Consider the following 24,236-nt stretch of genomic DNA (forward strand, 5'->3'; position numbering starts at 1 on the left):
TGACCGCCCCTCCCGGGCCGCAAAGCAGGGGTGGAGGGGCAAGGAGGCAAACACCCCCAGTGACTGCTGGCCGATTCCGGCCGCTGTGCGCGCAGGCTAGGATCGGGGTTCACCTTCGTGACCAAGGATCCGGATATGTCTATCGCCCTTCGCCCGCGCGCTGCACTGCTGGCTGTCGCCCTCAGCACCGCCCTGGGCACGCTTGTGCCTTCTCATGCGCTGGCGGCCAAGCCGGCCGCACCGGCCAAGGTCGATATCCCGTACGAGCAGTTCACCCTGCCCAACGGCCTGCGCGTGATCGTGCACACCGATCGCAAGGCGCCGATCGTCGCGGTCAACGTCTGGTACCACGTGGGCAGCAAGGACGAGCCGGCCGGCCGTACCGGCTTCGCGCACCTGTTCGAACACCTGATGTTCCAGGGCAGCGAAAACCATGACGGCGAGTTCTTCGAGCCGTTCAAGCAGGTCGGTGCAACCAACCAGAACGGCACCACCAACACCGACCGCACCAATTACTTCGAGAACGTGCCGACCACCGCGCTGGACATGGCGCTGTGGATGGAATCGGACCGCATGGGCCATCTGGTCGGTGCGATCGACCAGGCGGCGCTGGACGAGCAGCGTGGCGTGGTGCAGAACGAGAAGCGCCAAGGCGAAAACCAGCCCTACGGCCAGGCCTGGGACCAGCTCAACAAGGCGCTGTATCCGGTGGGCCACCCGTACCACCACGGCGTGATCGGTTCGATGAACGATCTGAACGCGGCGTCGCTGGACGACGTGAAGACCTGGTTCCGCACCTGGTACGGCCCGAACAACGCGGTGCTGGTGCTGGCCGGCGACATCGACCTGGCCACCGCCAAGGAAAAGGTCTCCAGGTACTTCGGCAGCATCCCGGCCGGCCCGACCATGGCGCAGCCGGCGGTGAACGTGGCCAAGCGCAGCGCCGATACGCGCGAGACGATGACCGACAAGGTGCCGCAGGCGCGTATCTACCGCGCCTGGAACGTGCCGCAGGTCGGCACCACCGAGGTCGATCAGCTGCAGCTGTTCGCGCAGGTGCTGGGCGGTGCCAAGTCCTCGCGCCTGAGCCAGCGCCTGCAGCACCAGGACAAGCTGGTGGACAGCATTGCTGCCGGACTCTCTACCTCGCAGCTGGGCTCCAACTTCGTGATCATGGCCACAGTCAAGCAGGGCCAGGACCCGGCCAAGGTCGAGAAGATCATCGACGAGGAGTTGGACCGGCTGATCAAGCAGGGCCCGACCGCCGCGGAACTGGAGCGCGCCAAGACCGGCGCCCGCGCCGGCTTCATCCGCGGCATCGAGCGCATCGGTGGCTTCGGCGGCAAGGCCGACGCCCTTGCAGAATGTGCGGTGTTCACCGGCGACCCGGGCTGCTTCCGTACCTCGCTGGCCAACATCGAGAAGGCCAGTGCCGCCGATCTGAGCCGGCTCGGCGCACAGTGGCTGGACAAGGGCAGCCACACCCTGGTGATCGCACCGGGTGAGCGCGTGGCGCTGAAGGAAGATCCGAGCCAGGCGCCGAAGCCGTTCACCGTGCCAGCGGTGGACCCGAAGTACAGCACGCTGCCGGAGCAGGTCGACCGCAAGGCCGGCGTGCCGCAGACCCGCGAGTTCCCGCAGTTGAAGTTCCCGGCGCTGCAGCGCGCGACACTGAAGAACGGTACCCAGGTGATCCTGGCCGAGCGCCATGAGATTCCGGTGGTGCAGTTCAGCTACCAGTTCCCGGGCGGCTTCAGTGCCGACCAGGGCCGCAAACCGGGCACCGCCAACTTCACCATGAGCCTGATGACCGAGGGTGCCGGCAAGCTCGGCTCGCTGGCCTTCGCCGATGCGGCGGATGCGCTGGGCGCCAGCCTGGATGCCTCGGCCGGCCTGGACTCGATGAGCGTGGACCTGTCGGCGCTGAAGGAAAACCTGGTGCCGTCGCTGGCGCTGTACCGCGACCTGCTGCGCGAACCGCGCTTCGAGCAGGGCGAGATCGACCGGGTCAAGGCGAGCTGGATCGCGGGCATCCAGCAGGAGAAGGTCAACCCGGGTGCGGTGGCGATGCGCGTGCTGCCCCCGCTGCTGTACGGCAAGGGCCACCCGTATGCCATTCCGTTCACCGGCAGCGGCGACGAGGCGGCGATCAACGGCCTGACCCGCGAGGACCTGGTCGACTTCCATCACGACTGGCTGCGCCCGCAGAACGGCACCCTGATCGTGGTCGGCGACACCACCCTGGCCGAGATCGTGCCGCTGCTGGACAAGCAGCTGGGCGACTGGAAGGCTGCCGGCGATGCCCCGCAGGTGAAGGCGGCCACCGACGTGGCGCTGCCGAAGGGCCCGCGCGTGTTCCTGATCGACCAGCCGGGCGCGGTGCAGGCCAACCTGTTCGCCGGCCAGGTGGTGGCACCTTCCAGCGCCACCAGCTCGACCCGCTTCGACATCGCCAACGGTGTGATCGGCGGCGACTTCACCTCGCGCCTGAACATGAACCTGCGTGAAGACAAGCACTGGTCGTACGGTGCGCGCAGCAGCGCGGTCAATTCGGTGGGCCAGCGCCCGTGGATGGCCAGCGCGCCGGTGCAGATCGACAAGACCGGCCCGGCACTGGCGGAAATGCGCAAGGAAATCGCCGCGTTCGCCGATGGCAGCAAGCCGGCCACCGCCGCCGAGGTCAACCGCATCCGCAACATCCAGACCCTGAGCCTGCCCGGTGCCTACGAGACCGCCAGCGCGGTGGCCTCGACCATCGGCTCGATCGTGCAGTTCAAGCGCCCGGACGACTACGTGCTGCGTCGCAAGGCCGAGATCGAGGCGATGACCCCAGCGCAGGTGCAGCAGGCCGCCGCCGAGATCAAGCCGCAGGCGCTGACCTGGGTGGTGGTGGGTGATCTCAAGCAGACCGAAGCGGCCGTGCGTGCGCTGAACCTGGGCGAGGTGACCGTAATCGATGCCGAAGGCAACCCGGTCAAGAAATAAGGGATGTGCCTGCCCGCCACGGCGGGCAGGTCTCCCGTGGTAGCGCCGGGCCATGCCCGGCGGCTTTCCGGCGGCCAGCCATGCCGCGCTGTGCGCTCGCCGGGCATGGCCCGGCGCTACCCGGGCTCCGCCCCGGCTACCCCCGATTCAGGCTGTTCAGGCAGAATCCCCCCATACCCTTCCAGGATCTGCCCATGCGCGTTCTGCTGCTTTCCTCCCTGCTGCTCACCGTCACCGCCTGTACCTGGGTGCCGATCGAACCGGCCGGCAAGGCGACCCGCGTACTGCCGGCAGGCCCCGTTCCCGCTGGCTGCATCGCCAGGGGCGAAGTGGTCGTCACCGTGAAGAGCAAGGTCGGCTTCTACAACCGCAACCCGCTGCGCGTGCAGGAAGAGCTGGAAACGCTGGCCCGCAACGAGGCCCCGAGCGCAGGTGCCAATGCCGTGCAGGCCGCTGCGGCCCCGGCCGATGGCAGCCAGCGCTTCGCCGCGTTCCAGTGCCCACCGCGCTGAACGCTTCACCATACGGCCAGCGCTGAATTCGTAAAGATGCGGTGAAGGCCCCCGGGGTTATAGAATAGCGCCCCCTTTTGCCTGAGCCTTGGCGCTAACCTCGATGCTCTTCAAGAATGTCTCGATCGCCGGCCTGGCACACGTCGACGCACCGCATACGCTGACCACCAAGGAAATCAACGAACGCCTGCAGCCGACGTTGGATCGCCTGGGCATCCGCACCGACGTGCTCGGCGATATCGCCGGCATCCACGCGCGCCGCCTGTGGGACAACGGCGTGCTGGCGTCCGACGCTGCCACCATGGCCGGCCGCAAGGCGCTGGAAGACGCTGGAATCGATGCGACGCAGGTGGGCCTGCTGGTCAATACCTCGGTCAGCCGCGACTACCTGGAGCCGTCCACCGCCTCCATCGTGTCGGGCAACCTCGGCGTCAGCGACGAATGCATGACCTTCGACGTCGCCAACGCCTGCCTGGCCTTCATCAACGGCATGGATATCGCCGCGCGCATGATCGAGCGCGGTGACATCGACTACGCGCTGGTGGTGGATGGCGAGACCGCCAACCTGGTGTACGAGAAGACGTTGGAGCGCATGACCGCTCCGGACGTCACCGCCGACGACTTCCGCAACGAACTGGCGGCCCTGACCACCGGTTCGGGTGCTGCCGCGATGGTGATGGCGCGCTCGGAGCTGGTGCCGGACGCGCCGCGCTACAAGGGTGGCGTCACCCGCTCGGCGACCGAGTGGAACCAGCTGTGCCTGGGCAACCTGGACCGCATGGTCACCGACACCCGCCTGCTGCTGATCGAAGGCATCAAGCTGGCACAGAAGACCTTCACCGCCGCCAAGATCGCACTCGGCTGGGCCGTGGAAGAGCTGGACCAGTTCGTGATCCACCAGGTGAGCCAGCCGCACACCGCTGCGTTCATCAAGAACTTCGGCATCGACCCGAAGAAGGTCATGACCATCTTCGGCGAGCACGGCAACATCGGGCCGGCCTCGGTGCCGATCGTGCTGAGCAAGCTCAAGCAGCTGGGCAAGCTGAAGAAGGGTGACCGCATCGCGCTTCTGGGCATTGGTTCCGGCCTGAACTGTTCGATGGCTGAAGTGGTCTGGTAAGCAGCCCGCTGCCCGACCTCCTGTAGAGCCGAGCCATGCTCGGCTCACGCGCACAGCGCGGTTCTTCCGCGGCCTGACCGGAGAGCCGCCGAGCATGGCTCGGCGCTACACCGCGCCGCGATTCTTCCAAGGTGCTCCGCATGCGCGATCTTCCCGGTTACCCCGCCCACCCGCAGCGCTTCGAAGTGCGCCCGGGCCTGTCGATGAACTATCTCGACGAAGGCCCGCGCGACGGCGAGGTAGTGGTGATGGTGCACGGCAATCCGTCGTGGAGCTATTACTGGCGCACGCTGGTGGCCGGCCTGTCGGACACCTACCGCTGCATCGTGCCGGACCATATCGGCATGGGCCTGTCGGACAAGCCTGATGACAGCCGCTACGAGTACACGCTGCAGTCGCGCGTGGACGACCTCGATGCGCTGCTCAAGCACCTGGGCATCACCGGACCGGTGACCCTGGCCGTGCACGACTGGGGCGGCATGATCGGTTTCGGCTGGGCGCTGTCGCACCACGACCAGGTCAAGCGCCTGGTGGTGCTCAACACCGCCGCCTTCCCGATGCCGGCGGGGAAGAAGATGCCGTGGCAGATCGCGCTGGGCCGTCACTGGAAGATCGGCGAGTGGATCATCCGCAGCTTCAACGCGTTCTCCTCCGGTGCCTCGTGGCTGGGCGTGGAGCGCAAGATGCCGGCCGACGTGCGCCGCGCCTACGTGTCGCCGTACAACAGCTGGGCCAACCGCATCAGCACCATCCGCTTCATGCAGGACATCCCGCTGTCGCCGGCCGACAAGGCCTGGCCGCTGCTGGAGCGGGCCGGCAAAGCGCTGCCGTCGTTCGCTGACCGGCCCGCCTTTCTCGGCTGGGGCCTGCGCGACTTCGTGTTCGACCATCATTTTCTGAAGGGCTTCCAGGCCGCGCTGCCGAAGGCCCAGGTACATGCGTTCGAGGACGCCGGGCATTACGTGCTGGAGGACAAGCACGAGGTGCTGGTGCCGGAAATCCGCGCGTTCCTGGACGCCAACCCGATCTGATCGGTGTGCCGACCAACGGTCGGCATCCACCCCTTCCTCTTCCGGTGGGTGCCGACCGTTGGTCGGCACACCCGAAGGGTTGATGAGGTTGCCGGCCAGCGGCCGGCACTACCATTACGCGGCGACCGGCGCCTGCGGCGGCGAGGAAGGGCTGTTGCCGTTGTCGTCCGGATGGTCGTCGTCATTGTCGGCGTCATCGCGCCAGCGCCAGTCGGCCGGCGTCAACGGATCCAGGCCATAGGCGATGCGCGCCTTGTCGCACTGCGGGCTGGCCTTGCCATACTCCCACGATGCATCCACCTCGCGGCACACGCTGGGCCGGTTGGGGTGGATGGTGCAGCGTGAATACACGCCGATCTGCGCATCCAGCGCGACGCAGCGCACCGGCTTGGAATGGGTGCCGCGCATGCACAGGCGGTGCGGGTCCAGCACCTCGGTAAGCTGGTGCGGCACGCCGCCGGGGGTGACCTCGTCCGATTCCATCCAGTGGAAGGCCACACGGTATTGGGTGCAGCAGGCGCCGCAGGTCATGCAGGGATGTTGCATGGGCAAGCCGCCTCGGGCGGCAGTCGGAATCGGGAACGAGGGTGCGGATTTTCCACGAAGTCGGCCGCCGCGCAAGAAATTCCGTAAGCGGCGACAATGAACGGATGAACCGACCCTGCAATATTGCGGCCCGTTTGCCTGAACTGGCGCGTGAACGCCCCGACCAGATCGCCATCCGCTGCCCCGGCCGCCGGGGCGCCGGCAACGGCATGGCCGCCTACGACGTCACCCTCGATTACCGCCAGCTGGATGCCCGCAGCGACGCCATGGCCGCCGGTCTGGCCGGCTACGGGATCGGCCGCGGGGTGCGCACGGTGGTGATGGTGCGGCCCTCGCCGGAATTCTTCCTGCTGATGTTCGCGCTGTTCAAGCTGGGGGCGGTGCCGGTGCTGGTCGACCCGGGCATCGACAAGCGCGCCCTGAAGCAGTGCCTGGACGAGGCGCAGCCGCAGGCCTTCATCGGCATTCCACTGGCGCATGTGGCGCGGCTGGCGCTGCGCTGGGCGCCCTCGGCGACCCGCCTGGTCACTGTCGGTCGCCGCCTCGGCTGGGGCGGCACCAGCCTGGCCGCGCTGGAGCGCGCTGGCGCTAGCGCTGGGCCGATGCTGGCCGACACCGATGGCGAGGACATGGCCGCGATCCTGTTCACCAGTGGCTCCACCGGCGTGCCCAAGGGCGTGGTCTACCGCCACCGCCATTTCGTCGGCCAGATCCAGCTGCTGGGCAGTGCCTTCGGCATGGAAGCGGGCGGGGTGGACCTGCCGACCTTCCCGCCGTTTGCCTTGTTCGACCCGGCGCTGGGCCTGACCTCGGTGATCCCGGACATGGACCCGACGCGGCCGGCGCAGGCCGACCCGGCACGCCTGCACGATGCCATCCAGCGCTTCGGCGTGACCCAGCTGTTTGGTTCGCCCGCGCTGATGCGGGTGCTGGCGAAGCATGGCCGGCCGCTGCCGACGGTGACCCGGGTGACCTCGGCCGGTGCACCGGTGCCGCCGGACGTGGTCGCCACCATCCGCAGCCTGCTGCCGGCCGATGCGCAGTTCTGGACGCCGTACGGCGCCACCGAGTGCCTGCCGGTGGCAGTGGTGGAGGGTCGTGAGCTGGAGCGCACCCGCGCCGCCACCGAGGCCGGCGCTGGCACCTGCGTGGGCAGCGTGGTGGAACCGAACGAGGTCCGCATCATCGCCATCGATGACGCGCCGCTGGCCGACTGGTCGCAGGCACGTGTGCTGGCCACCGGCGAGGTGGGAGAAATCACTGTGGCCGGCCCAACCGCCACCGACAGCTACTTCAACCGCCCGCAGGCCACCGCGGCGGCGAAGATCCGCGAGACGCTGGCCGATGGCAGCACCCGCATCGTCCATCGCATGGGCGACGTGGGCTACTTTGATGCACAGGGCCGTCTGTGGTTCTGCGGCCGCAAGACCCATCGCGTGGAAACCGCGCAGGGGCCGTTGTACACCGAACAGGTCGAGCCGGTGTTCAACACCGTGCCCGGTGTGGCGCGCACGGCCCTGGTGGGTGTTGGCCCGGCCGGTGCACAGGTACCGGTGCTGTGCGTGGAACTGCAGCGCGGGCAGAGCGACGGCCCGGCCTTGCGCGAGGCCCTGCGTGCGAAAGCCGCCGCACGGTTGCCCGATGCGAACCTGCAGCACGTCCTGGTGCATCCGGCGTTCCCCGTCGATATCCGTCACAACGCCAAGATCGGCCGCGAAAAGCTCGCCGTCTGGGCCGGCGCCGAACTGGAGAAGCACGCATGAAAATCCTGGTCACCGGCGGCGGTGGTTTCCTCGGTCAGGCGCTGTGCCGCGGGCTGGTTGAGCGTGGCCACCAGGTGCTGGCGTTCAACCGCAGCCACTACCCCGAACTGCAGGCGATGGGCGTGGGCCAGATCCGCGGTGATCTGGCCGATGCGCAGGCGGTGCTGCATGCGGTGGCCGGCGTCGATGCGGTGTTCCACAATGGTGCCAAGGCCGGCGCGTGGGGCAGCTATGACAGCTACCACCAGGCCAATGTGGTCGGCACCGACAACGTCATCGCAGCCTGCCGCGCGCACCGCATCGGCAGGCTGGTCTACACCTCCACGCCCAGCGTGACCCATCGCGCTACCCATCCGGTGGAAGGCCTCGGCGCCGATGAAGTGCCTTACGGCGAAGATTTCCAGGCACCGTATGCGGCGACCAAGGCGATTGCCGAACAGCGCGTGCTGGCGGCCAACGACGCCTCGCTGGCGACGGTGGCGCTGCGCCCGCGCCTGATCTGGGGCCCGGGCGACCAGCAGCTGGTGCCGCGCCTGGCCGAACGTGCACGGCAGGGCCGCCTGCGCCTGGTGGGTGATGGCAACAACAAGGTGGATACCACCTACATCGACAACGCCGCGCTCGCACACTTTCTCGCCTTCGAGGCACTGGCGCCGGGTGCCGCGTGTGCGGGCAAGGCCTACTTCATCTCCAATGGCGAGCCGTTGCCGATGCGCGAGCTGGTGAACAAGCTGTTGGCTGCGGTGGGTGCGCCGACGGTCGACAAGGCGATCAGCTTCAAGACCGCTTACCGCATCGGTGCGGTCTGCGAGCGCCTGTGGCCGCTGCTGCGCCTGCGCGGCGAGCCGCCATTGACCCGCTTCCTGGCCGAGCAGCTGTGCACGCCGCACTGGTACAGCATGGCGCCGGCACGCCGTGACTTCGGCTACGTGCCGCAGGTCAGCATCGAAGAAGGGCTGCGCAGACTGAAGGCTTCATCTGCTGCATAGATCGCCATCACTGGTTGCACACCGCCGGATCGGGAGGATGGACCCACGCCATCCAAGGCTCGACCACCCGCGAGGAGCGCCATGCTGCACTACGCCATCATCTTCTTTGTCATCGCCATCATCGCCGCCGTTCTGGGTTTCTCCGGTATCGCCGGCGCCGCAACGAACATCGCCTGGATTCTGTTCGTGGTGTTCCTGATCCTTGCGGTGATCTCGATGTTCCGCAAGCGAGGCTAGTAGACCGCAGGGTAGTGCCGGCCGCCGGCCGGCACTACTCTTTCCGGTGGGTGCCGACCGTTGGTCGGCACGCCCCTTTGTAGAGTCGAGCGTGCTCGACTGCTTCTCGTGAGTCGAGCATGGCTCGACTCTACAGAGGATCATCGAGCATGGCTCGACGCTACACACAGCGCCGCTACACGGCGCTGTGCAATCCGCGATAGGCCTCGTGGCGCTCCAGCGCCAGTTCGATCAGGCGCGTGATCAGCGTGGTGTAGTCCACGCCGCTGGCGCCCCATAGCTTCGGGTACATGCTGATGCGGGTGAAGCCCGGCAGCGTGTTGACCTCGTTGATGACGATCCCGCCCGCTGCGGTGAGGAATACATCCACGCGCGCCATGCCCGCGCACTCCAGCGCCCGGTAGGCCTGAAGCGCGATCTGCTGGATACGCGCCTGCGTTGCGCCATCAATGTCTGCCGGCACCACCACGTCGGCGCCATCGTCGTTGATGTACTTGGTGTCGTAGGCGTAGAACTCGTCGTGTACCACTACCTCGCCGCACAGGCTGGCCTGCGGATGCGCATTGCCCAGCACCGCGCACTCGATCTCGCGGCCGACCACCGCCGATTCCACCAGCACCTTGTGGTCGTAGCGCAGCGCCAATGCCAGCGCCTCGGCGAAGCCCGCTGCATCCTTGACCTTGCTCACCCCCACTGACGAACCCTGGTTGGCCGGCTTCACGAACAACGGCAGGCCGAGCTGCGCGATCACCGCATCGACATCGACTGCCGCCGCCTGATGGCGACGGATGCACAGCCACGGTGCCACCTGCAGCCCGGCGTCGCGCAGCAGGCGCTTGGTCACGTCCTTGTCCATCGCCACCGCCGAACCCAGTACCGGTGAACCGACGAAGGGCAGGTTGGCCATGCGCAGCAGCCCCTGCAGCGCACCGTCCTCGCCCAGTGGCCCGTGCACGATCGGCAGCACCACATCGATCTGGCCGAGCGCGCTGGCCGCATCGCACGGCTGCAGCTGCGCCTGCTCGGCGCCCGGGCGCACCGCCAGCGACGTACCGGACCGATGCAGGGCGATGCGCGACGGATCATCGGCATTGATCAGGAAGGTATCGGGTTGGCTCAGATGCCACTGACCCTGCTTGTCGATACCGACCAGCACCGGCTCGAAGCGCTCGCGATCAAGCGCATCGAGGATGTTCTTCGCCGACTGCAGGGAAACTTCGTGCTCGGATGACTTGCCACCGAAGATGATGCCGACCCGGGTCCGTGCCATGGCGAATGCGATGTCCTGTGCGTTGCGTGGCCCCATAGCATGAACCTTCATCGGCCCTCCGCGTGAGGCACAGATGAACCAGAAATCCATCCACGCATGGCGTGGATCTACCGTGTCGACCAAGGTCGACACCCACCACAGCAACACAGAAAGCCGCCCTGACAGCAGCGGGAAACTGTCGAAGGCGGGGTGGGTCCGGTTGTGGGGGTGCCCGCGGCATGGATGCCGCGGCCAAGCCCCCACGGACGGGTTTACGGCGTCCCCCGCAACCGGACCCATCCCGCCAACCCACGGAATGCCCGCTGTTGCTGTTGCTTCGGCTATTGCGGTTGCCGTTGCCGTTGCCTCTGCGGGTGCCGGGCGGCAGCCCGGCCCAAGCCCCCCACCCACGCAGGTAGAATGCACACATGGCTCTCTCCCTGCTCAAGTCCCTCAAGCCGGTCGCCGGCCGCGCCCTGCAGATCGCCCTGAACCGCGCGCTGGCGCTGGATCCGGATACCCGCCATGCGCTGACCAGCCTGGATGGCCGGCATATCGATCTGACCCTGGAAGCGCCGTCGCTGGCCATGCGCATCAGCGTCGACGGCGACCAGCTGCGGGTCGGCCCGGTGGATGCGCAGGAAGCCGACCTGGCCGTGCGCAGCAGCCTGGCCGGCGTGCTCGCGCAGCTGCCGCTGCTGGCCAACGCACGGCGCGGTGACAACAACGGCAAGGGCCGCGTGCGCGTGGCCGGCGACGCCGAACTGGCACGCCGCCTGCAGCAGCTCGCCAAGGGCTTCGACCCGGACTGGCAGCAGCCCTTCGTCAGCGTATTCGGCGAGGTACTGGGCGTGCAGGTTGCCAACACCCTGCGCAACGGCCTGCAGCACGCGCGCCAGGGCGCGATCGATCTGGCCCACAGCGCCGCCGAGTTCATCACCGAGGAATCGCGCGATGTGGTGCCGCGTGCCGAGCTGGACGCCTTCCACGATGACGTGGACGTGCTGCGCGATGACGTCGAGCGTCTGGGTGCTCGCGTGCAGCGCCTGCGGGGTGCCGCATGAAGGCCGTGCTGCGCGCCAGCCGCATCGGCCGGGTGATCCTGCGTTACCGCCTCGACGACCTGCTGCAGGGCACACCGGCCGAGCGCTGGTTGCGCCTGGCCAAGCCGTTCGTGCCGCGGGCCTCGGCCGACATCGCCGCACAGTCGCGCGGTGCACGCCTGCGCCTGGCGCTGCAGGACCTCGGCCCGATCTTCGTCAAGTTCGGCCAGATCCTGTCCACCCGCCGCGACCTGGTGCCACCGGACGTGGCCAATGAACTGACCCTGCTGCAGGACCGGGTCAAGCCGTTCGATGGCGAGACCGCGCGCCGCATCGTCGAGGACGCGCTCGGCCTGCCGGTCAGTGCGGCCTTCGCCAGCTTCGACACCGAACCGCTGGCCTCGGCCTCGATCGCGCAGGTGCACGCGGCGACGCTGGCCGATGGCCGCCAGGTGGTGGTCAAGGTACTTCGCCCGGGCATCGAGAAGCAGATCGACGCCGACATCGCCCTGCTCAATTCGCTGGCCGCGCTGGTCGAGCGCACCCACCCGCGCGCCGACAAAATCCGGCCGCGCGAAGTGGTGGCCGAGGTCGAGAACACCCTGGCCGCCGAGCTGGACCTGCAGCGCGAAGGCGCCAATGCCAGCGTGCTGCGCCGCTTCTGGGAAAACAGCGACGACCTGTACGTGCCGGAAGTGATCTGGAGCCATACGGCCGAGCGCGCACTGACCCTGGAGCGCGTGTGGGGCATTCCGTCCGACGACATCGCCGCGCTGGACAAGGCCGGCATCGACCGCAAGGCGCTGGCCGCCAAGGGCGTGCGGGTGTTCTACACCCAGGTGTTCCGCGACAACTTCTTCCATGCCGATGCGCATGCCGGCAACATCTGGGTCGACACCGATCCGGCGCGTCGCGCCAACCCGCGCTTCATCGCGCTGGACTTCGGCATCATGGGCCAGCTCTCGCAGGAAGATCAGTACTACCTGGCCGAGAACTTCATGGCCATCTTCAACCGTGACTACCGCCGCATTGCCGAACTGCACGTGCAGGCGCGCTGGATGCCGGACCACGTACGCATCGACGATCTGGAAGCGGCGGTGCGATCGGTCTGCGAACCTTACTTCACCCGGCCGCTGTCGCAGATCTCGCTGGCCGAAGTGCTGATGAAGCTGTTCCGCGTGGCGCAGCGTTACCAGCTGACCCTGCAGCCCCAGCTGATCCTGCTGCAGAAGACCCTGCTGAACATCGAAGGCGTCGGCCGCCAGCTGGACCCGCAGATCGACATCTGGGCGGTGGCCAAGCCGGTGCTGGCGAAGATCCTGCGCGAGCGCTACAGCCCGCGCCGGGTGGTACGCGAGATCGGCAAGCGCCTGCCGGAAATCATGACCCATGCCCCGGACATGCCACGTCTGGTACACGCCTGGCTGACCCAGCAGGTGGAAGGCCGCCATGAACTGTCGATGCGCTCGCGCGACCTGGCCGCTCTGGACGCCAGCGTGCAGCGCCTGCAGAAGCGCGCGGTGGGGGCGATCACTGGCGTGGGCCTGCTGGCCATTGCCGCGCTCATGTACGTGCTGCAGCCGCCGGGCTGGTACTGGGGCGACCTGCCAATGTGGAGCTGGTTGTCCGGTGCGCTGGGCGCAGTGGCGCTGGCGCGCGCGTGGTGGAAGTAGGTCCCATGCTGCAGGCGCTCAAGGACGAACTGGCACGCTTCGGCGCCGACAACGACGCCCGCGAGAGCGCGCGTGGCCGCCGCATGCTCAACATCACGCCGGACACGGGTGAATTCCTGTCCGTGCTGGTCCGCTTCGGCGCCGCGCGCAGGGTGCTGGAGATCGGCACCTCCAACGGCTATTCGACGCTGTGGCTGGCCGAGGCTGCCGCCGCCATCGACGGCCACGTGATCACGCTGGAATACGCACAGGACAAGGCGGCGATGGCGCGTGACACCTTCGCGCGCAGTGGCCTGGCCGATCGCATCACGCTGGTTCACGACGATGCAGGGCCGTGGCTGGCACAGGCCGTCGATGCCAGCATTGACCTGCTGTTCCTCGATTCGGACCGCGGGCAGTACGCCGGCTGGTGGCCGCAGCTGCGCCGCGTGCTGCGGCCGGGGGGCCTGCTGGTGGTGGACAACGCCACCTCGCATGCGCAGGAAATGGAACCGCTGCGCGTGCTGCTGGACGCTGATCCGGACTTCAGCGTCAGCCTGGTGCCGGTGGGCAATGGCGAGCTGTTGGCCGTACGCAGCGCCTGACTGCTCTACATCGGTAGGTGCCAACCTTGGTTGGCACGCTGTTGCCGGTCGCGCAGAGCAGCCGAGCATGGGCTCGGCTCTACAGTAAGCAGGCCCTTATAATCCCGCGGTGAGCACCGAACCCGATACCCTCGCCGCGGTCGAGACCGACACCGCGCCCCTGCAGTTGCTGCACCTGGATGAGCGCCTGGCCGTGGTCAACAAGCCTGCCGGGCTGATGGTCCACGACAGCAAGCTGGCCCGTGGCGAAGACGACTTCCTGGCCGACCGCCTGCGCGAGCAGCTGGGGCGGCCGATCTTCCTCGTGCACCGCCTGGACCGGGCCACCAGTGGCTGCCTGCTGCTGGCCTTCGACCGCGAGACGGCCAGCGCGCTGGGCAAGGCGTTGATGGGCGGCGAAGTGCTGAAGGACTACCTGACGGTCTGCCGGGGATGGCCGGCGGAACTGTCCTGGCGGGTGGACCATGATCTGGATGGCGGCCCGGGCAAGCCGGTGAAGAAGCCGGCGATCACCGACTTCCAGCGCCTGGCGACGGGCGAGCTGTCGGTGCCGGTCGGTGAGTTCACCCGTTCGCGTTATGCACTGCTGCGCTGCCAGCCACAGACGGGGCGCTTCCGGCAGATCCGCCGGCACCTCAAGCACCTCTCGCACCACATGATTGGCGACACCAGCCATGGCGATGGCCGCCACAACCGCATCTTCCGCATGCAGGGCGTGCACCGCATGCTGCTGCACGCCGAGCGCCTGCGCTTCCCGCATCCGGAGGGCGGCGACGTGGATGTCAGGGCACCGCTGGACCGTGAGTTCCAGAAGGCGCTGGACCTGTTTGGCTGGCAGGTGGACGACGCCTGATGCTGCTGCCGTAAGCCGAGCGTGGGCTCGGCTCTACAGCCAGCGGCCGGGCGTGGCCCGGCGCACCCCGTTATTTCTTTTCCGGCTCGTTGACGATCGCCTCCAGATCCTTCTGCAGATCCGCGAACAGCGGCTGCATGCGCGCCTGGATGGCCACCATCACGTTCTGCATCAGCGCCGGGGTCTTGTCCAGCAGGCTCTGGCCGGCCGAACTCTCGTAGAACTCGGCCATCGCCAGCACGTCTTCCTTGCTGAACGTCTTCTTGTACAGGTCCACGTACATCGGCCGCAGCTGCTGCCACGACAGGGCCTGGCGCAGCGTCTGGCTGGTGCGTGCCTGGATCCGCTTCAGCTGTTCCTGCTGCTGGGCATTGAGCTGGCGCTGTGCGGCCACCTGCTGGAACTGCTGCTGCTGCATCGCCTCGATCTGCGGCAGCATGGTGTCGATCATGCTCTGCGCACGCGAGGCCGACAGCAGGCGGTTGATGTCGCCGTCTGTCGGTGGCGCGGCCAGGGCCGGAACGCTGGCCACGGCCAGCGCCAGCAGCAGGGCGGCGCGGCGCAGCAGGGACGGCAGGGCGGGTGTGGTGCGGGTCATGCGGGCTTCCTGCGGTACATGGGACGGCCAGCATACCCGCAGCCAAGGCGAAGGCGGCGTGTTCGGTACCTGATCGGCGGCATACGGCGCGCGATGCCGCACTCCGGCACGTGGCTGCCGCTACAATGCGCGGATGGGCAGTGGACCGGTCACCATCAGCGCGCAGCTTGAAATCCCCGACGGCGAGATCGTCGAGCGGTTCGTGCGTGCCAGCGGTGCCGGTGGCCAGAACGTCAACAAGGTCTCCACCGCGGTGGAACTACGTTTCGACGTGGCCAACTCGCCTTCGTTGCCCGAACCGTTGCGCGCACGCCTGCTGGCGCGGCGTGACCGGCGCATGACCGGCGAAGGCGTGCTGGTCATCGATGCGCAACGTTTCCGGACCCAGGATCGCAATCGCGAGGATGCGCGCGAGCGGCTGGCGGCCTTCATCCAGGCCGGGCTGAGCGTGCCCAAGCCGCGCAAGGCCACCAAGCCGACCCTCGGGTCGAAACTGCGTCGTCTGGACGCCAAACGCGGGCGCGCGCAGATCAAGCGCGGTCGCTCATCACGTGACTGGGAGTGATTGCTTGAACAACCCGACTTCGTTGCTGCCGGCCGTGCCGCCGCAGATGCCGCAGGTCAAACCCAACGCCTTCCTGCGCTGGCTGGCGCGCTGCACCCTGCGCATGGGCGGCTGGAAGGTGACCGGCACCCTGCCTGACATTCCCAGGCTGGTCTTCATCATCGCCCCGCATTCGTCCAACTGGGATGGGCTGTGGGGCATGGCGGCCAAGATCGCGCTGGGCATGAAGGTGAAGGTACTGGGCAAGGCGTCGCTGTTCTGGTGGCCGCTGGGCCCGCTGCTGCACAGGCTGGGCGTGATCCCGCTCGATCGCAGCTCGCCGCAGGGCACCGTCGGACAGGCCGTGGACCTGCTGCGCAACAACGAGAAGATGTGGTTCGCCATCACCCCCGAGGGCACCCGCAAGGCGGTGAAGGACTGGAAGGCCGGTTTCCTGAAGATCGCCCGGATGGCTGACGTGCCGATCCTTGCCGCGTACTTCCACTACCCGGAAAAGACCATCGGTATCGGCCCGCTGTTCACGCCCAGTGGTGATGACGCTGCCGACATGGCCGCGATCCGCGAGTTCTACCGGCCCTGGATCGGCAAGACCCGCGGTACGGTCTGAGCCTGCCGCAGGCCGCTGCATAGACGCCACGTCCGGCACATGCCGGGCGAGCGCGACAGGAGTAGGGTGGAGGGCTGGTATCCCGTACCGTCTGCCCAAGGAGTGTTTTACATGTCGCGTACCGTAGTCCTGGCCGCCGCCATCAGCCTGGCGTTGGCGGCCTGTTCCGGCAAGGAGTCCACCCCCGTGTCCGATGCCCAGAAGACCCCGGCCCAGCAGCCGGCCGAAGCCTCCACCAACCCTCTGCTGAGTGCGAGCACGCTGCCGTTCCAGGCGCCGCCGTTCGACAAGATCAAGGACAGCGACTACCTGCCGGCGTTCGAAGAGGGGATGCGCCAGCACCTGGCCGACGTGCGCAAGATCGCCGACAGCAGCGAGCCGGCCACCTTCGACAACACCATCGTGGCGATGGAGCGCAGCGGCGAGACGCTGAACCGCGTCTCGCGCATCTTCTTCGGCCTGGTCCAGGCCGATACCAACGATGCACGACAGAAGATCCAGGAAGAAGTGGCGCCAAAGCTGGCTGCGCACCAGGACGAGATCAATCTCGATCCGAAGCTGTTCGCGCGCGTGAAGTCGATCTATGACCAGCGCGACACGCTGGAATTGGATCCGGTGCAGAAGCGCCTGGTCGAGCACTACTACGACGGCCTGGTGCGCGCCGGTGCGCAGCTGTCCGACGCTGACAAGGCGACCCTGCGCAAGCTCAACGTGGAAGAGACCACCCTCTCCACCCAGTTCCATACCCGCCTGGTGGCCGCCACCGCCGCTGCGGCCGTCGTCGTCGACGACAAGGCCAAGCTGGCCGGCCTGGACGAGGATGCGATCAACAACGCCGCGGCCGCCGCCAAGGAACGCAAGCTGGACGGCAAGTTCCTGCTGCCGCTGCAGAACACCACCCAGCAGCCGGTGCTCGGCTCGCTGAGCGATCGCGACCAGCGCGCCGCCGTGCTGAAGGCCTCGGAGACCCGCGCCGAGCGCGGTGATGCCAACGACACCCGGCAGACCGTGCAGCGCCTGGCCCAGCTGCGTGCGCAGAAGGCCAAGCTGCTCGGCTTCGAGACCTTCGCCGACTACCAGCTGGGCGACCAGATGGCCAAGACCCCGGCTGCGGCACTCAAGCTGCTGACCGACACCGTGCCGGCCGCCACCGCCAAGGCGCGCGCCGAAGCCGGCGAGATCCAGAAGGTGATCGACGCGCAGAAGGGTGGTTTCCAGGTCGCCGCTTCGGACTGGGACTTCTACGCCGAGCAGGTGCGCAAGGCCAAGTACGATCTGGACGAATCGCAGATCAAGCCGTACTTCGAACTGGACAATGTGCTGCAGAACGGCGTCTTCTACGCCGCCACCCAGCTGTACGGCATCACCTTCAAGCCGCGTACCGACATTCCGACCTACAACCCGGACATGAAGGTGTACGAAGTGTTCGACAAGGACGGCACCTCGCTGGCGCTGTTCTACACCGACTACTTCAAGCGTGACAGCAAGTCCGGCGGCGCCTGGATGGACGTGTTCGTCGAACAGGACGGCCTGACCGGTGCCAAGCCGGTGGTCTACAACGTCTGCAACTTCACCAAGCCGGCCGCCGGCCAGCCTGCGCTGATCAGCTTCGACGACGTCACCACCATGTTCCATGAGTTCGGCCATGCGCTGCACGGCATGTTCTCGAACGTGAAGTACCCGTCGATTGCCGGCACCGCCACCTCGCGTGATTTCGTCGAGTTCCCGTCGCAGTTCAACGAGCACTGGGCGCTGGATCCGAAGGTGTTCGCCAACTACGCCAAGCACTACAAGACCGGCGAGGCGATGCCGCAGGAACTGGTCGACAAGATCCTCAAGGCGCGCAGCTTCAACCAGGGCTATGCGACCACCGAGTACCTGTCTGCCGCGCTGCTGGACCTGGCCTGGCACACCCAGAAGGCCGACGCGCCGCTGCAGGATGTCGGCGCCTTTGAAGCCAGCGCGCTGAAGAAGTTCAAGGTCGACCTGCCGCAGGTGCCGCCGCGCTACCGCACCACCTACTTCGACCACATCTGGGGTGGCGGTTACTCGGCCGGCTACTACGCCTACTTCTGGGCCGAAGTGCTCGACCATGACGCCTACCAGTGGTTCACCGAGCACGGTGGGCTGACGGCGGCCAACGGCCAGGAGTTCCGCGACAAGATCCTCTCGCGCGGCAACAGCGTGGAGCTGTCGACCCTGTACCGCGATTTCCGCGGCAAGGACCCGTCGGTGGAACCTTTGCTGAAGTTCCGCGGGCTGAAATAAGAAAGCGGAAACGGCGGGGGCAACCCCGCCGTTTTTCTTTCTGTAGAGCCGAGCCCACGCTCGGCTGATGGCTCCTGGAAAGGCAGCCGAGCATGGGCTCGGCTCTACACAAGCGGATCACGTCCCCACGTGCACCCGGTTGGCCTGCTCGGCCAACCCGAGGTGATCGAGCGCGATATCCAACGCCAGCACATAGCTCTGCGCGCCATAGCCGGCGGCGATGCCCAAGCGCTGGCCGACACCGGCCGGCAGGCAGGGCTCGGCCACTGCGCCGTCGTCATGCACCTCTACGTACGCGTTGTGCAGATAGGGCAGCAGCCGCTGCAGGCGCAGACTGTTGGCACACGCACCCGGATCGAGCAGCGTCACCTCGCCACGGCTGTGATCGGCCACGCGCAGCGCATCGAGCAGTTCCTGTTCCGAACCGCAGGCGCGGATCGCCACGCTGGTGCCGGCGTCGATCGCGCGATGCACCAGCGACTTCAGGACCGGTGCCGGCAGCGGCATCGCGGTGCGGATCAGGGCGCCGGCCGCTTCCGGGCCGCGGATGATGAAGATCGACATGACTCAGCCCTCCTGCGCCAGGCGGCGGCCGACAATGGCCAGCGACAACGGGTAACCGGCCTGCTGGCTGCGCTGGTCGACCACCACGGCGGCGGGGCCGTGCTGCAGGCGCAGGCGTGCATCCAGGCCAGGTTCGCTGGGTGCCTGCAACTCGATGTACTGCGCCGGCAGCCGTTCCAGCGCCGCCTGCAGCGCGCCACCTTCGGCCTGCCATTGCGCCTCGTCGGCGGCACCGACATCCAGCAGTACCCAGTCGGCCGAGCGCGCCTGCGGCTGGCACAGGCACTGGCGTACCTCGGACAGGCTGGCGCAGTCGCTGCACAGCACGCGATGGCCGGCCAGCTGTGCCGGCAGTTGGGGACGCGGTGCCGACGAAGAGGCGTGGCGGATCACCAGGAGGGTCATACAACACCTTGCGGAATGCGCCGTGTGGCGCGGTGGGCACACGATGCGCGTGCTGCCCGTAAAGGTGCGATGCCCGCGGCCGGACCGGGGCGTAAAACCTGCGTAACCCTTCATGTAGAGCCGAGCCTACGCTCGGCTGGCGTGCACCGACACTCGAAGAGCAGCCGAGCGCGGGCTCGGCTCTACAACAAGCCGGCGCGGGAACCTCTCCCGCCCGAGTGTGGTCTGATGCAGCGACCACCCACCCGGAGCCTGTCATGGATGCTGTTGCCCGTCCTCCCCTTCCCGAACGCGCGCTGCTCTGGCTGAAGAAGGAAGCATTGCCGCTGCTGGTGATGCTCGGCCTGCTCGCCGCCGCCCGCGATACCCTGGCCAACCATTACGTGGTGCCGAGTGGTTCGATGCAGCCGACCCTGCAGCCCGGCGACCGGGTGGTGGTGGACATGCGCGCCTACGGTCTGCGTCTGCCATTCACCAACACGGAACTGATGGCGACCGGCACCCCGCAGCGTGGCGAGGTGGCGGTCTTCGACTCACCGGCCGACGGCACCCGCCTGATCAAGCGCGTGGCGGCGGTGGCCGGTGACCATGTGCAGCTGCGCGAAGGCCATCTGAGCATCAACGGGCAGCCGCTGCAGATGGCCGACCTGCAGGACGTGGAAGCCTTCGGCGAGCGACGTGCCCGCCTTGATCTGGACATGGGCGGCGGTCCGGACATCGCCGATCTGGTGGTGCCGGCGGGCAAGGTGCTGGTGCTGGGTGACCACCGCGGCAACAGCTTCGATGGCCGCTTCTTCGGCTTCGTCGACGCCGACAAGCTCTACGGCCGCGCGGTGGCGGTGTACTACCGCCGGGGCGACGGCTTCGAGTGGCAGCGCCTGTAAGCTGAATTGATACTTCTCGTATATCAATCATGACCTATCAGGTTATGGATCGACTGGATAGACGGGCCTAGTCTGAGGCCCGTTCCCTCCCACGCTTGGCCGCCCCCACCGGCCCATCGGTCCCATGACTGGCGAAACCGCGGCGGCCGTCGAACGCCGCCCCCCCACTGTCGACCCCAGCGCCGAGACCCGCATCCAGCAGGGCACACCGGCCTTTCGTCGCACCGCGCTGGCACTGTTCCTGGCCGGCTTTTCCACCTTCGGCCTGCTGTACACGGTGCAGCCGCTGCTGCCTGAGTTCAGCCGCCATTTCGGCGTGTCGGCCGCAGGCAGCGCGATGTCGTTGTCGCTGACCACCGGTACGCTGGCGGTGGCGATGCTGTTGGCCGGCCTGCTGTCCGATGCGGTCGGCCGCCGCCCGTTGATGATCGTCGCGTTGCTGGCCTCGGCCATGCTGTCGCTGAGCTCGGCGCTGGTGGACGACTGGACCACGCTGCTGGTGCTGCGCACCCTGCTTGGCCTGGCGCTGAGCGGCGTGCCGGCAGTGGCGATGACCTACCTGGTCGAGGAAATGGACAGCCGCGCGCTGGGCCTGGCGATGGGCCTGTACATCGGCGGCAACGCCATCGGTGGCATGAGCGGGCGCCTGCTGGCCGGCATCATCGCCGATCACTGGGGCTGGCGCTGGGGCATCGGCGTGGTCTCGATCATCGCCATCGCCAGTACCGTGCTGCTGTGGCTGCAGCTGCCGCCGTCGCGCCATTTCCATCCCCGCCGTGATGGCCTGCGCGAGTTGCCGTCGCGCTGGCGCCTGCTGTTCGCCGACCCGGGCCTGCCGTGGCTGTTCGCCACCTCGTTCGTGCTGATGGGCGTGTTCGTCACCCTCTACAACTACCTGGGCTATCACCTGCTGGCGCCGCCGTACCACCTCAGCCAGACCGTGGTCGGGCTGATCTTCAGCGTGTACCTGGTGGGCACCTTCAGTTCGGCGTGGATGGGCCAGCAGGCTACGCGGTACGGGCGCGGCCGCATCCTGTCGATCTCGTTCGCGCTGATCGGCGCCGGCATCGCGCTGCTGGCGATGCCGTGGCTGAGCACGATGGCACTGGGCATCGCGCTGGTCACGTTCGGCTTCTTCGGTGGCCACTCGGTGGCCAGCAGCTGGGTCGGCAGCCGTGCCGGTACGATGCGCGCGGAAGCGTCGGCGCTGTACCTGTTCGCCTACTACCTGGGCTCCAGCGTGCTGGGCGGGGTCGGCGGCCTGGCCTACGCGGCCTGGGACTGGTGGGGCGTGTGTGCGTTCGCCGCGGTGCTGACCCTGATCGGTGGTGGCATCGTCTGGGCGCTGCAGCACCGCGCCCCGCAGCCGGTGACCGCGTGACCCAACGCACGGTAGTGCCGGCCGCTGGCCGGCAACCACGGTGTAGCGGCTTTGCCGAGGTAGAGTCGACTGTCAGTCGACTGCTCTTCCATCAGATCGCGAAAACCCGCGCTGCGCGCGATAGTCGACTAACAGTCGACTCTACCGGCGAACGCCCCGCGCAGCAGCCCGGCGAAGTTTCGGATCAGCGGCGTCACCCGTTCGCGATGCCACGCCAGCTGCACTTCCGAATGCGCGCCAGCATCGGCCAACGCCACGAAGCGCGATCCTTCCACCCGGATGTGATCGCACGACGACGGCAGGATCGCCGCACCCAGGCCCGCAGCGGCCAGGCTGATCAACGTCGATGCTTCACCGGCTTCCTGCACGATGCGCGGCGTGAAGCCCGCCGCCGCACACAACGCGATCATGTGGTCGTGGATGCCCGCGCCCGCGCTGCGCCGGAATGCCACGAACGGCTCCTGCGCGAAGTCGCGCAACGACACCGTGCCCTGCTTCGACAGCCTGCGCAGGGCAGGGTGGTCGGCATGCACGATCAGCGCCAGCGGATCGACGAACAGGCTGTGTGCCACCAGTTCCGGCGGCAACGCACGCTTGCGGATGATGCCCACGTCCAGTGAACCATCGAGCAGCGCGTCGATCTGCTGCAGCGTATTCATCTCGCTCAGCTGTAGCCGCACCTGCGGATACTGCTGGCGGTAATGCAGGATCGAACGCGGGATCTGTGGCGACAGCGGCGTGGCCCGGGTCAGGCCGATATGCAGTTCACCCTGCTCGCCGCGCTGCGCACGCTGCACCTCGTCCACCGCGGTTTCCACCTGCTGCACGATTGCGCGCGCGCGTTCCTGCAGCAGCTCCCCAGCAGGCGTCAGCTGCACGCGGCGATGGCTTCGCACGAACAGGCGCGCGCCGATCAGTTCCTCCAGCTGCCGGATCTGCTGGCTGAGCGGCGGCTGTGACATGCCCAGGCGCTCGGCCGCCTGGCCGAAGTGCAGCGTATCGGCAACAGCGAGGAAGTAGCGCAGGTGGCGCAGTTCGATGGACATGGGGCCAGTTTATTCATCGTCAGCCGGAAATGAATCAGAGATGGGATCCGATCCCGTGCCGACCAACGGTCGGCACCCACCAACAGCAGCTGGCACCAACAGCAGCGACCAACTGTCGAAGGCGGGGTGGGTCCGGTTGCGGGGGTGTGAGCGGCATGGATGCCGCGACCAAGCCCCCATGGACGGGTTTACGGCGTCCCCCGCAACCGGACTCACCCCGCCATCCCACGGATAGCCGGCTTTTGCTGTTGCTTCGGCTTCGGCGGGTGCAGGGCGCAGCCCTGCCGAACACCCCTCACCGCTCCGAATGCCCGCTCTGGTCGTAATCGCGCGGACTGAACAACTCCGGCTGGATCAGCTCGATGAACGCCCGCGCCTGCGCCGACAGTGCCTTGCCGCGGCGCACGATCACCCCGTAACTGCGCTCGGGGAACCAGCGCTTCATCGACCGCGCCGCCAGCCGCTCGCGGTCGGCTTCGTGCAGGCACAGCGCCGGCACGATGGAAATGCCCATGCCCATCGCCACGTACTGCTTGATCACTTCCCATCCACCCACTTCCAGCGCCACGGTGTAGGCAATGCGGTGGCGCTGGAATACCTGGTCGACCAGGCGGTAGGTGATCTGCCGCTTCGGCGGCAGTACCAGCGGATAGCGCGCGATGTCGGCCAGCTCCAGCTCGCCGCCGCTGGCCAGCGGATGGTCGTGCGGCGCGATCAGCACCTGTTCGAAGCGGTAAGCCGGGGCGTAGGTCAGGTCGGCCGGTACATCGGTCATCGAACCGATGGCCAGGTCGGCGGCATCCTCGCGCAGCAGGTCGGTGCCGTCGGCGCTGATCGCGTTGTGCAGGGTCAGGCGCACATCCGGATGGTGCAGGCGGAAGCGTTCGACGATCTTCGGCAGCAGGTACAGGATGGTCGAGCTGTTGGCGGCGATGTTCAGCTCGCCCGCGTCCAGGCCGCGTACCTTGTCGCGGAAGCGCGCCTCCAGCCCGTCCAGGCTCTCCACCAGCGGCTGCGCCATCTCGTACAGCAGTTGGCCCTCGCGGCTGGGCACCAGGCGCCGCCCGCTGCGTTCGAACAATGGCACCCCCAGCTCCCGTTCCAGGGCCTGCAACTGCAGGCTGATCGCCGGCTGGCTGACGAAAAGTGCCTCAGCCGCCCGTGAGACCGAGCCCAGGCGCACCGTCTGGCAGAACGCACGCAACGGCTTCAGCCGGTCAGATTTGTAGGAAAAACGCGGACTTGGCGGGGTGCGTGTGCTCATCGTGTCACGAGTATTAGCACAACTTATGTAGAACATTGCAAAAACTGTTTTGCCAAATACTCAGGCCCA

At 67.4% G+C, this 24,236-nt stretch carries 23 protein-coding genes; 16 read left to right on the forward strand and 7 right to left on the reverse strand.

The window, feature by feature from the left end:
• Nucleotides 1-135 precede the first annotated feature (135 nt).
• From AC5P8C_RS16800 to AC5P8C_RS16815, 4 genes are all read left to right on the forward strand, one after another.
• Nucleotides 136-2,985 carry a M16 family metallopeptidase gene (locus tag AC5P8C_RS16800; protein ID WP_019661897.1) on the forward strand — a complete coding sequence of 950 codons (2,850 nt, stop codon included), beginning with the start codon at nucleotides 136-138 and terminating at the stop codon, nucleotides 2,983-2,985.
• A 194-nt stretch (nucleotides 2,986-3,179) separates the two neighbouring features.
• The gene (locus AC5P8C_RS16805) at nucleotides 3,180-3,497 is read left to right on the forward strand and encodes a DUF4156 domain-containing protein (RefSeq protein WP_019661896.1); all 318 of its coding nucleotides are present in this window, start codon (nucleotides 3,180-3,182) and stop codon (nucleotides 3,495-3,497) included.
• Nucleotides 3,498-3,600: 103 nt separating this feature from the next.
• Complete coding sequence (locus AC5P8C_RS16810; RefSeq protein WP_014035559.1) at nucleotides 3,601-4,617, forward strand: 3-oxoacyl-ACP synthase III; 1,017 nt, start codon at nucleotides 3,601-3,603, stop codon at nucleotides 4,615-4,617.
• Between the two features lie 140 nt (nucleotides 4,618-4,757).
• Nucleotides 4,758-5,648 (forward strand): alpha/beta fold hydrolase, encoded by an 891-nt coding sequence (locus AC5P8C_RS16815; protein WP_019661895.1) that lies wholly within the window; start codon nucleotides 4,758-4,760, stop codon nucleotides 5,646-5,648.
• A 114-nt stretch (nucleotides 5,649-5,762) separates the two neighbouring features.
• Here the strand turns inward: AC5P8C_RS16815 and AC5P8C_RS16820 are convergent, their stop codons facing one another.
• Complete coding sequence (locus tag AC5P8C_RS16820; RefSeq protein ID WP_005407630.1) at nucleotides 5,763-6,194, reverse strand: YkgJ family cysteine cluster protein; 432 nt, start codon at nucleotides 6,192-6,194, stop codon at nucleotides 5,763-5,765.
• Nucleotides 6,195-6,298: 104 nt separating this feature from the next.
• On the opposite strand from AC5P8C_RS16820, the gene oleC reads away from it, so the two are divergent.
• The 3 genes from oleC (at nucleotide 6,299) to AC5P8C_RS16835 (ending at nucleotide 9,183) form a co-directional block, all read left to right on the forward strand.
• Complete coding sequence (gene oleC / locus AC5P8C_RS16825; protein WP_026347247.1) at nucleotides 6,299-7,957, forward strand: olefin beta-lactone synthetase; 1,659 nt, start codon at nucleotides 6,299-6,301, stop codon at nucleotides 7,955-7,957.
• Nucleotides 7,954-8,946 (forward strand): 2-alkyl-3-oxoalkanoate reductase, encoded by a 993-nt coding sequence (oleD, locus tag AC5P8C_RS16830; protein ID WP_019661893.1) that lies wholly within the window; start codon nucleotides 7,954-7,956, stop codon nucleotides 8,944-8,946. The genes oleC and oleD overlap by 4 nt, the downstream gene beginning before the upstream one ends.
• A gap of 81 nt (nucleotides 8,947-9,027) precedes the next feature.
• Nucleotides 9,028-9,183 (forward strand): DUF1328 domain-containing protein, encoded by a 156-nt coding sequence (locus tag AC5P8C_RS16835; protein WP_005407633.1) that lies wholly within the window; start codon nucleotides 9,028-9,030, stop codon nucleotides 9,181-9,183.
• 175 nt (nucleotides 9,184-9,358) lie between these two features.
• Here the strand turns inward: AC5P8C_RS16835 and ddlA are convergent, their stop codons facing one another.
• Complete coding sequence (ddlA, locus tag AC5P8C_RS16840) at nucleotides 9,359-10,453, reverse strand: D-alanine--D-alanine ligase (protein WP_495219168.1); 1,095 nt, start codon at nucleotides 10,451-10,453, stop codon at nucleotides 9,359-9,361.
• Between the two features lie 407 nt (nucleotides 10,454-10,860).
• On the opposite strand from ddlA, the gene AC5P8C_RS16845 reads away from it, so the two are divergent.
• From AC5P8C_RS16845 to AC5P8C_RS16860, 4 genes are all read left to right on the forward strand, one after another.
• Nucleotides 10,861-11,496 carry a ubiquinone biosynthesis accessory factor UbiJ gene (locus AC5P8C_RS16845; protein ID WP_495219129.1) on the forward strand — a complete coding sequence of 212 codons (636 nt, stop codon included), beginning with the start codon at nucleotides 10,861-10,863 and terminating at the stop codon, nucleotides 11,494-11,496.
• The gene (gene ubiB, locus AC5P8C_RS16850; RefSeq protein ID WP_058979718.1) at nucleotides 11,493-13,148 is read left to right on the forward strand and encodes a ubiquinone biosynthesis regulatory protein kinase UbiB; all 1,656 of its coding nucleotides are present in this window, start codon (nucleotides 11,493-11,495) and stop codon (nucleotides 13,146-13,148) included. Before AC5P8C_RS16845 ends, ubiB begins: the two co-directional genes overlap by 4 nt.
• A 5-nt stretch (nucleotides 13,149-13,153) precedes the next feature.
• Nucleotides 13,154-13,732: an O-methyltransferase gene (locus AC5P8C_RS16855; protein WP_019661889.1), complete on the forward strand. Its 579-nt coding sequence runs from the start codon at nucleotides 13,154-13,156 to the stop codon at nucleotides 13,730-13,732.
• A 109-nt stretch (nucleotides 13,733-13,841) separates the two neighbouring features.
• Nucleotides 13,842-14,585, forward strand: coding sequence for a pseudouridine synthase (locus tag AC5P8C_RS16860; RefSeq protein ID WP_134729721.1), 744 nt, complete (start codon nucleotides 13,842-13,844; stop codon nucleotides 14,583-14,585).
• 70 nt (nucleotides 14,586-14,655) lie between these two features.
• Here AC5P8C_RS16860 and AC5P8C_RS16865 read toward each other — a convergent pair whose 3' ends face one another.
• Complete coding sequence (locus AC5P8C_RS16865; protein WP_019661887.1) at nucleotides 14,656-15,183, reverse strand: DUF2059 domain-containing protein; 528 nt, start codon at nucleotides 15,181-15,183, stop codon at nucleotides 14,656-14,658.
• 133 nt (nucleotides 15,184-15,316) lie between these two features.
• Here AC5P8C_RS16865 and arfB point away from each other — a divergent pair, with 133 nt between their 5' ends.
• From arfB to dcp, 3 genes are all read left to right on the forward strand, one after another.
• Nucleotides 15,317-15,748: an alternative ribosome rescue aminoacyl-tRNA hydrolase ArfB gene (arfB, locus tag AC5P8C_RS16870; RefSeq protein WP_005420755.1), complete on the forward strand. Its 432-nt coding sequence runs from the start codon at nucleotides 15,317-15,319 to the stop codon at nucleotides 15,746-15,748.
• Nucleotides 15,749-15,752: 4 nt separating this feature from the next.
• Nucleotides 15,753-16,355: a lysophospholipid acyltransferase family protein gene (locus AC5P8C_RS16875; protein ID WP_010487088.1), complete on the forward strand. Its 603-nt coding sequence runs from the start codon at nucleotides 15,753-15,755 to the stop codon at nucleotides 16,353-16,355.
• Nucleotides 16,356-16,466: 111 nt separating this feature from the next.
• Complete coding sequence (dcp, locus tag AC5P8C_RS16880) at nucleotides 16,467-18,623, forward strand: peptidyl-dipeptidase Dcp (RefSeq protein WP_019661886.1); 2,157 nt, start codon at nucleotides 16,467-16,469, stop codon at nucleotides 18,621-18,623.
• Nucleotides 18,624-18,740: 117 nt separating this feature from the next.
• Here dcp and AC5P8C_RS16885 read toward each other — a convergent pair whose 3' ends face one another.
• Nucleotides 18,741-19,187, reverse strand: a complete 447-nt coding sequence (locus AC5P8C_RS16885; RefSeq protein WP_004153636.1) for a 3-dehydroquinate dehydratase — start codon at nucleotides 19,185-19,187, stop codon at nucleotides 18,741-18,743.
• Nucleotides 19,188-19,190: 3 nt separating this feature from the next.
• Entirely contained in the window at nucleotides 19,191-19,592 is a 402-nt protein-coding gene (locus AC5P8C_RS16890; RefSeq protein ID WP_019661885.1) for a hypothetical protein, read from the reverse strand.
• A gap of 257 nt (nucleotides 19,593-19,849) precedes the next feature.
• On the opposite strand from AC5P8C_RS16890, the gene lepB reads away from it, so the two are divergent.
• Together lepB and AC5P8C_RS16900 are read left to right on the forward strand one after the other, a co-directional pair.
• Nucleotides 19,850-20,476 carry a signal peptidase I gene (gene lepB, locus AC5P8C_RS16895; RefSeq protein ID WP_019661884.1) on the forward strand — a complete coding sequence of 209 codons (627 nt, stop codon included), beginning with the start codon at nucleotides 19,850-19,852 and terminating at the stop codon, nucleotides 20,474-20,476.
• A gap of 124 nt (nucleotides 20,477-20,600) precedes the next feature.
• Nucleotides 20,601-21,857 carry an MFS transporter gene (locus tag AC5P8C_RS16900; protein WP_019661883.1) on the forward strand — a complete coding sequence of 419 codons (1,257 nt, stop codon included), beginning with the start codon at nucleotides 20,601-20,603 and terminating at the stop codon, nucleotides 21,855-21,857.
• Nucleotides 21,858-21,985: 128 nt separating this feature from the next.
• On the opposite strand, the gene AC5P8C_RS16905 is transcribed toward AC5P8C_RS16900, so the two are convergent.
• Entirely contained in the window at nucleotides 21,986-22,903 is a 918-nt protein-coding gene (locus tag AC5P8C_RS16905) for a LysR family transcriptional regulator (protein ID WP_019661882.1), read from the reverse strand.
• 295 nt (nucleotides 22,904-23,198) lie between these two features.
• Nucleotides 23,199-24,167, reverse strand: a complete 969-nt coding sequence (locus tag AC5P8C_RS16910; RefSeq protein ID WP_019661881.1) for a LysR family transcriptional regulator — start codon at nucleotides 24,165-24,167, stop codon at nucleotides 23,199-23,201.
• Between the last annotated feature and the right edge of the window lie 69 nt (nucleotides 24,168-24,236).

The sequence above is a fragment of the Stenotrophomonas sp. YJH_SMC_46 genome (assembly GCF_059370315.1).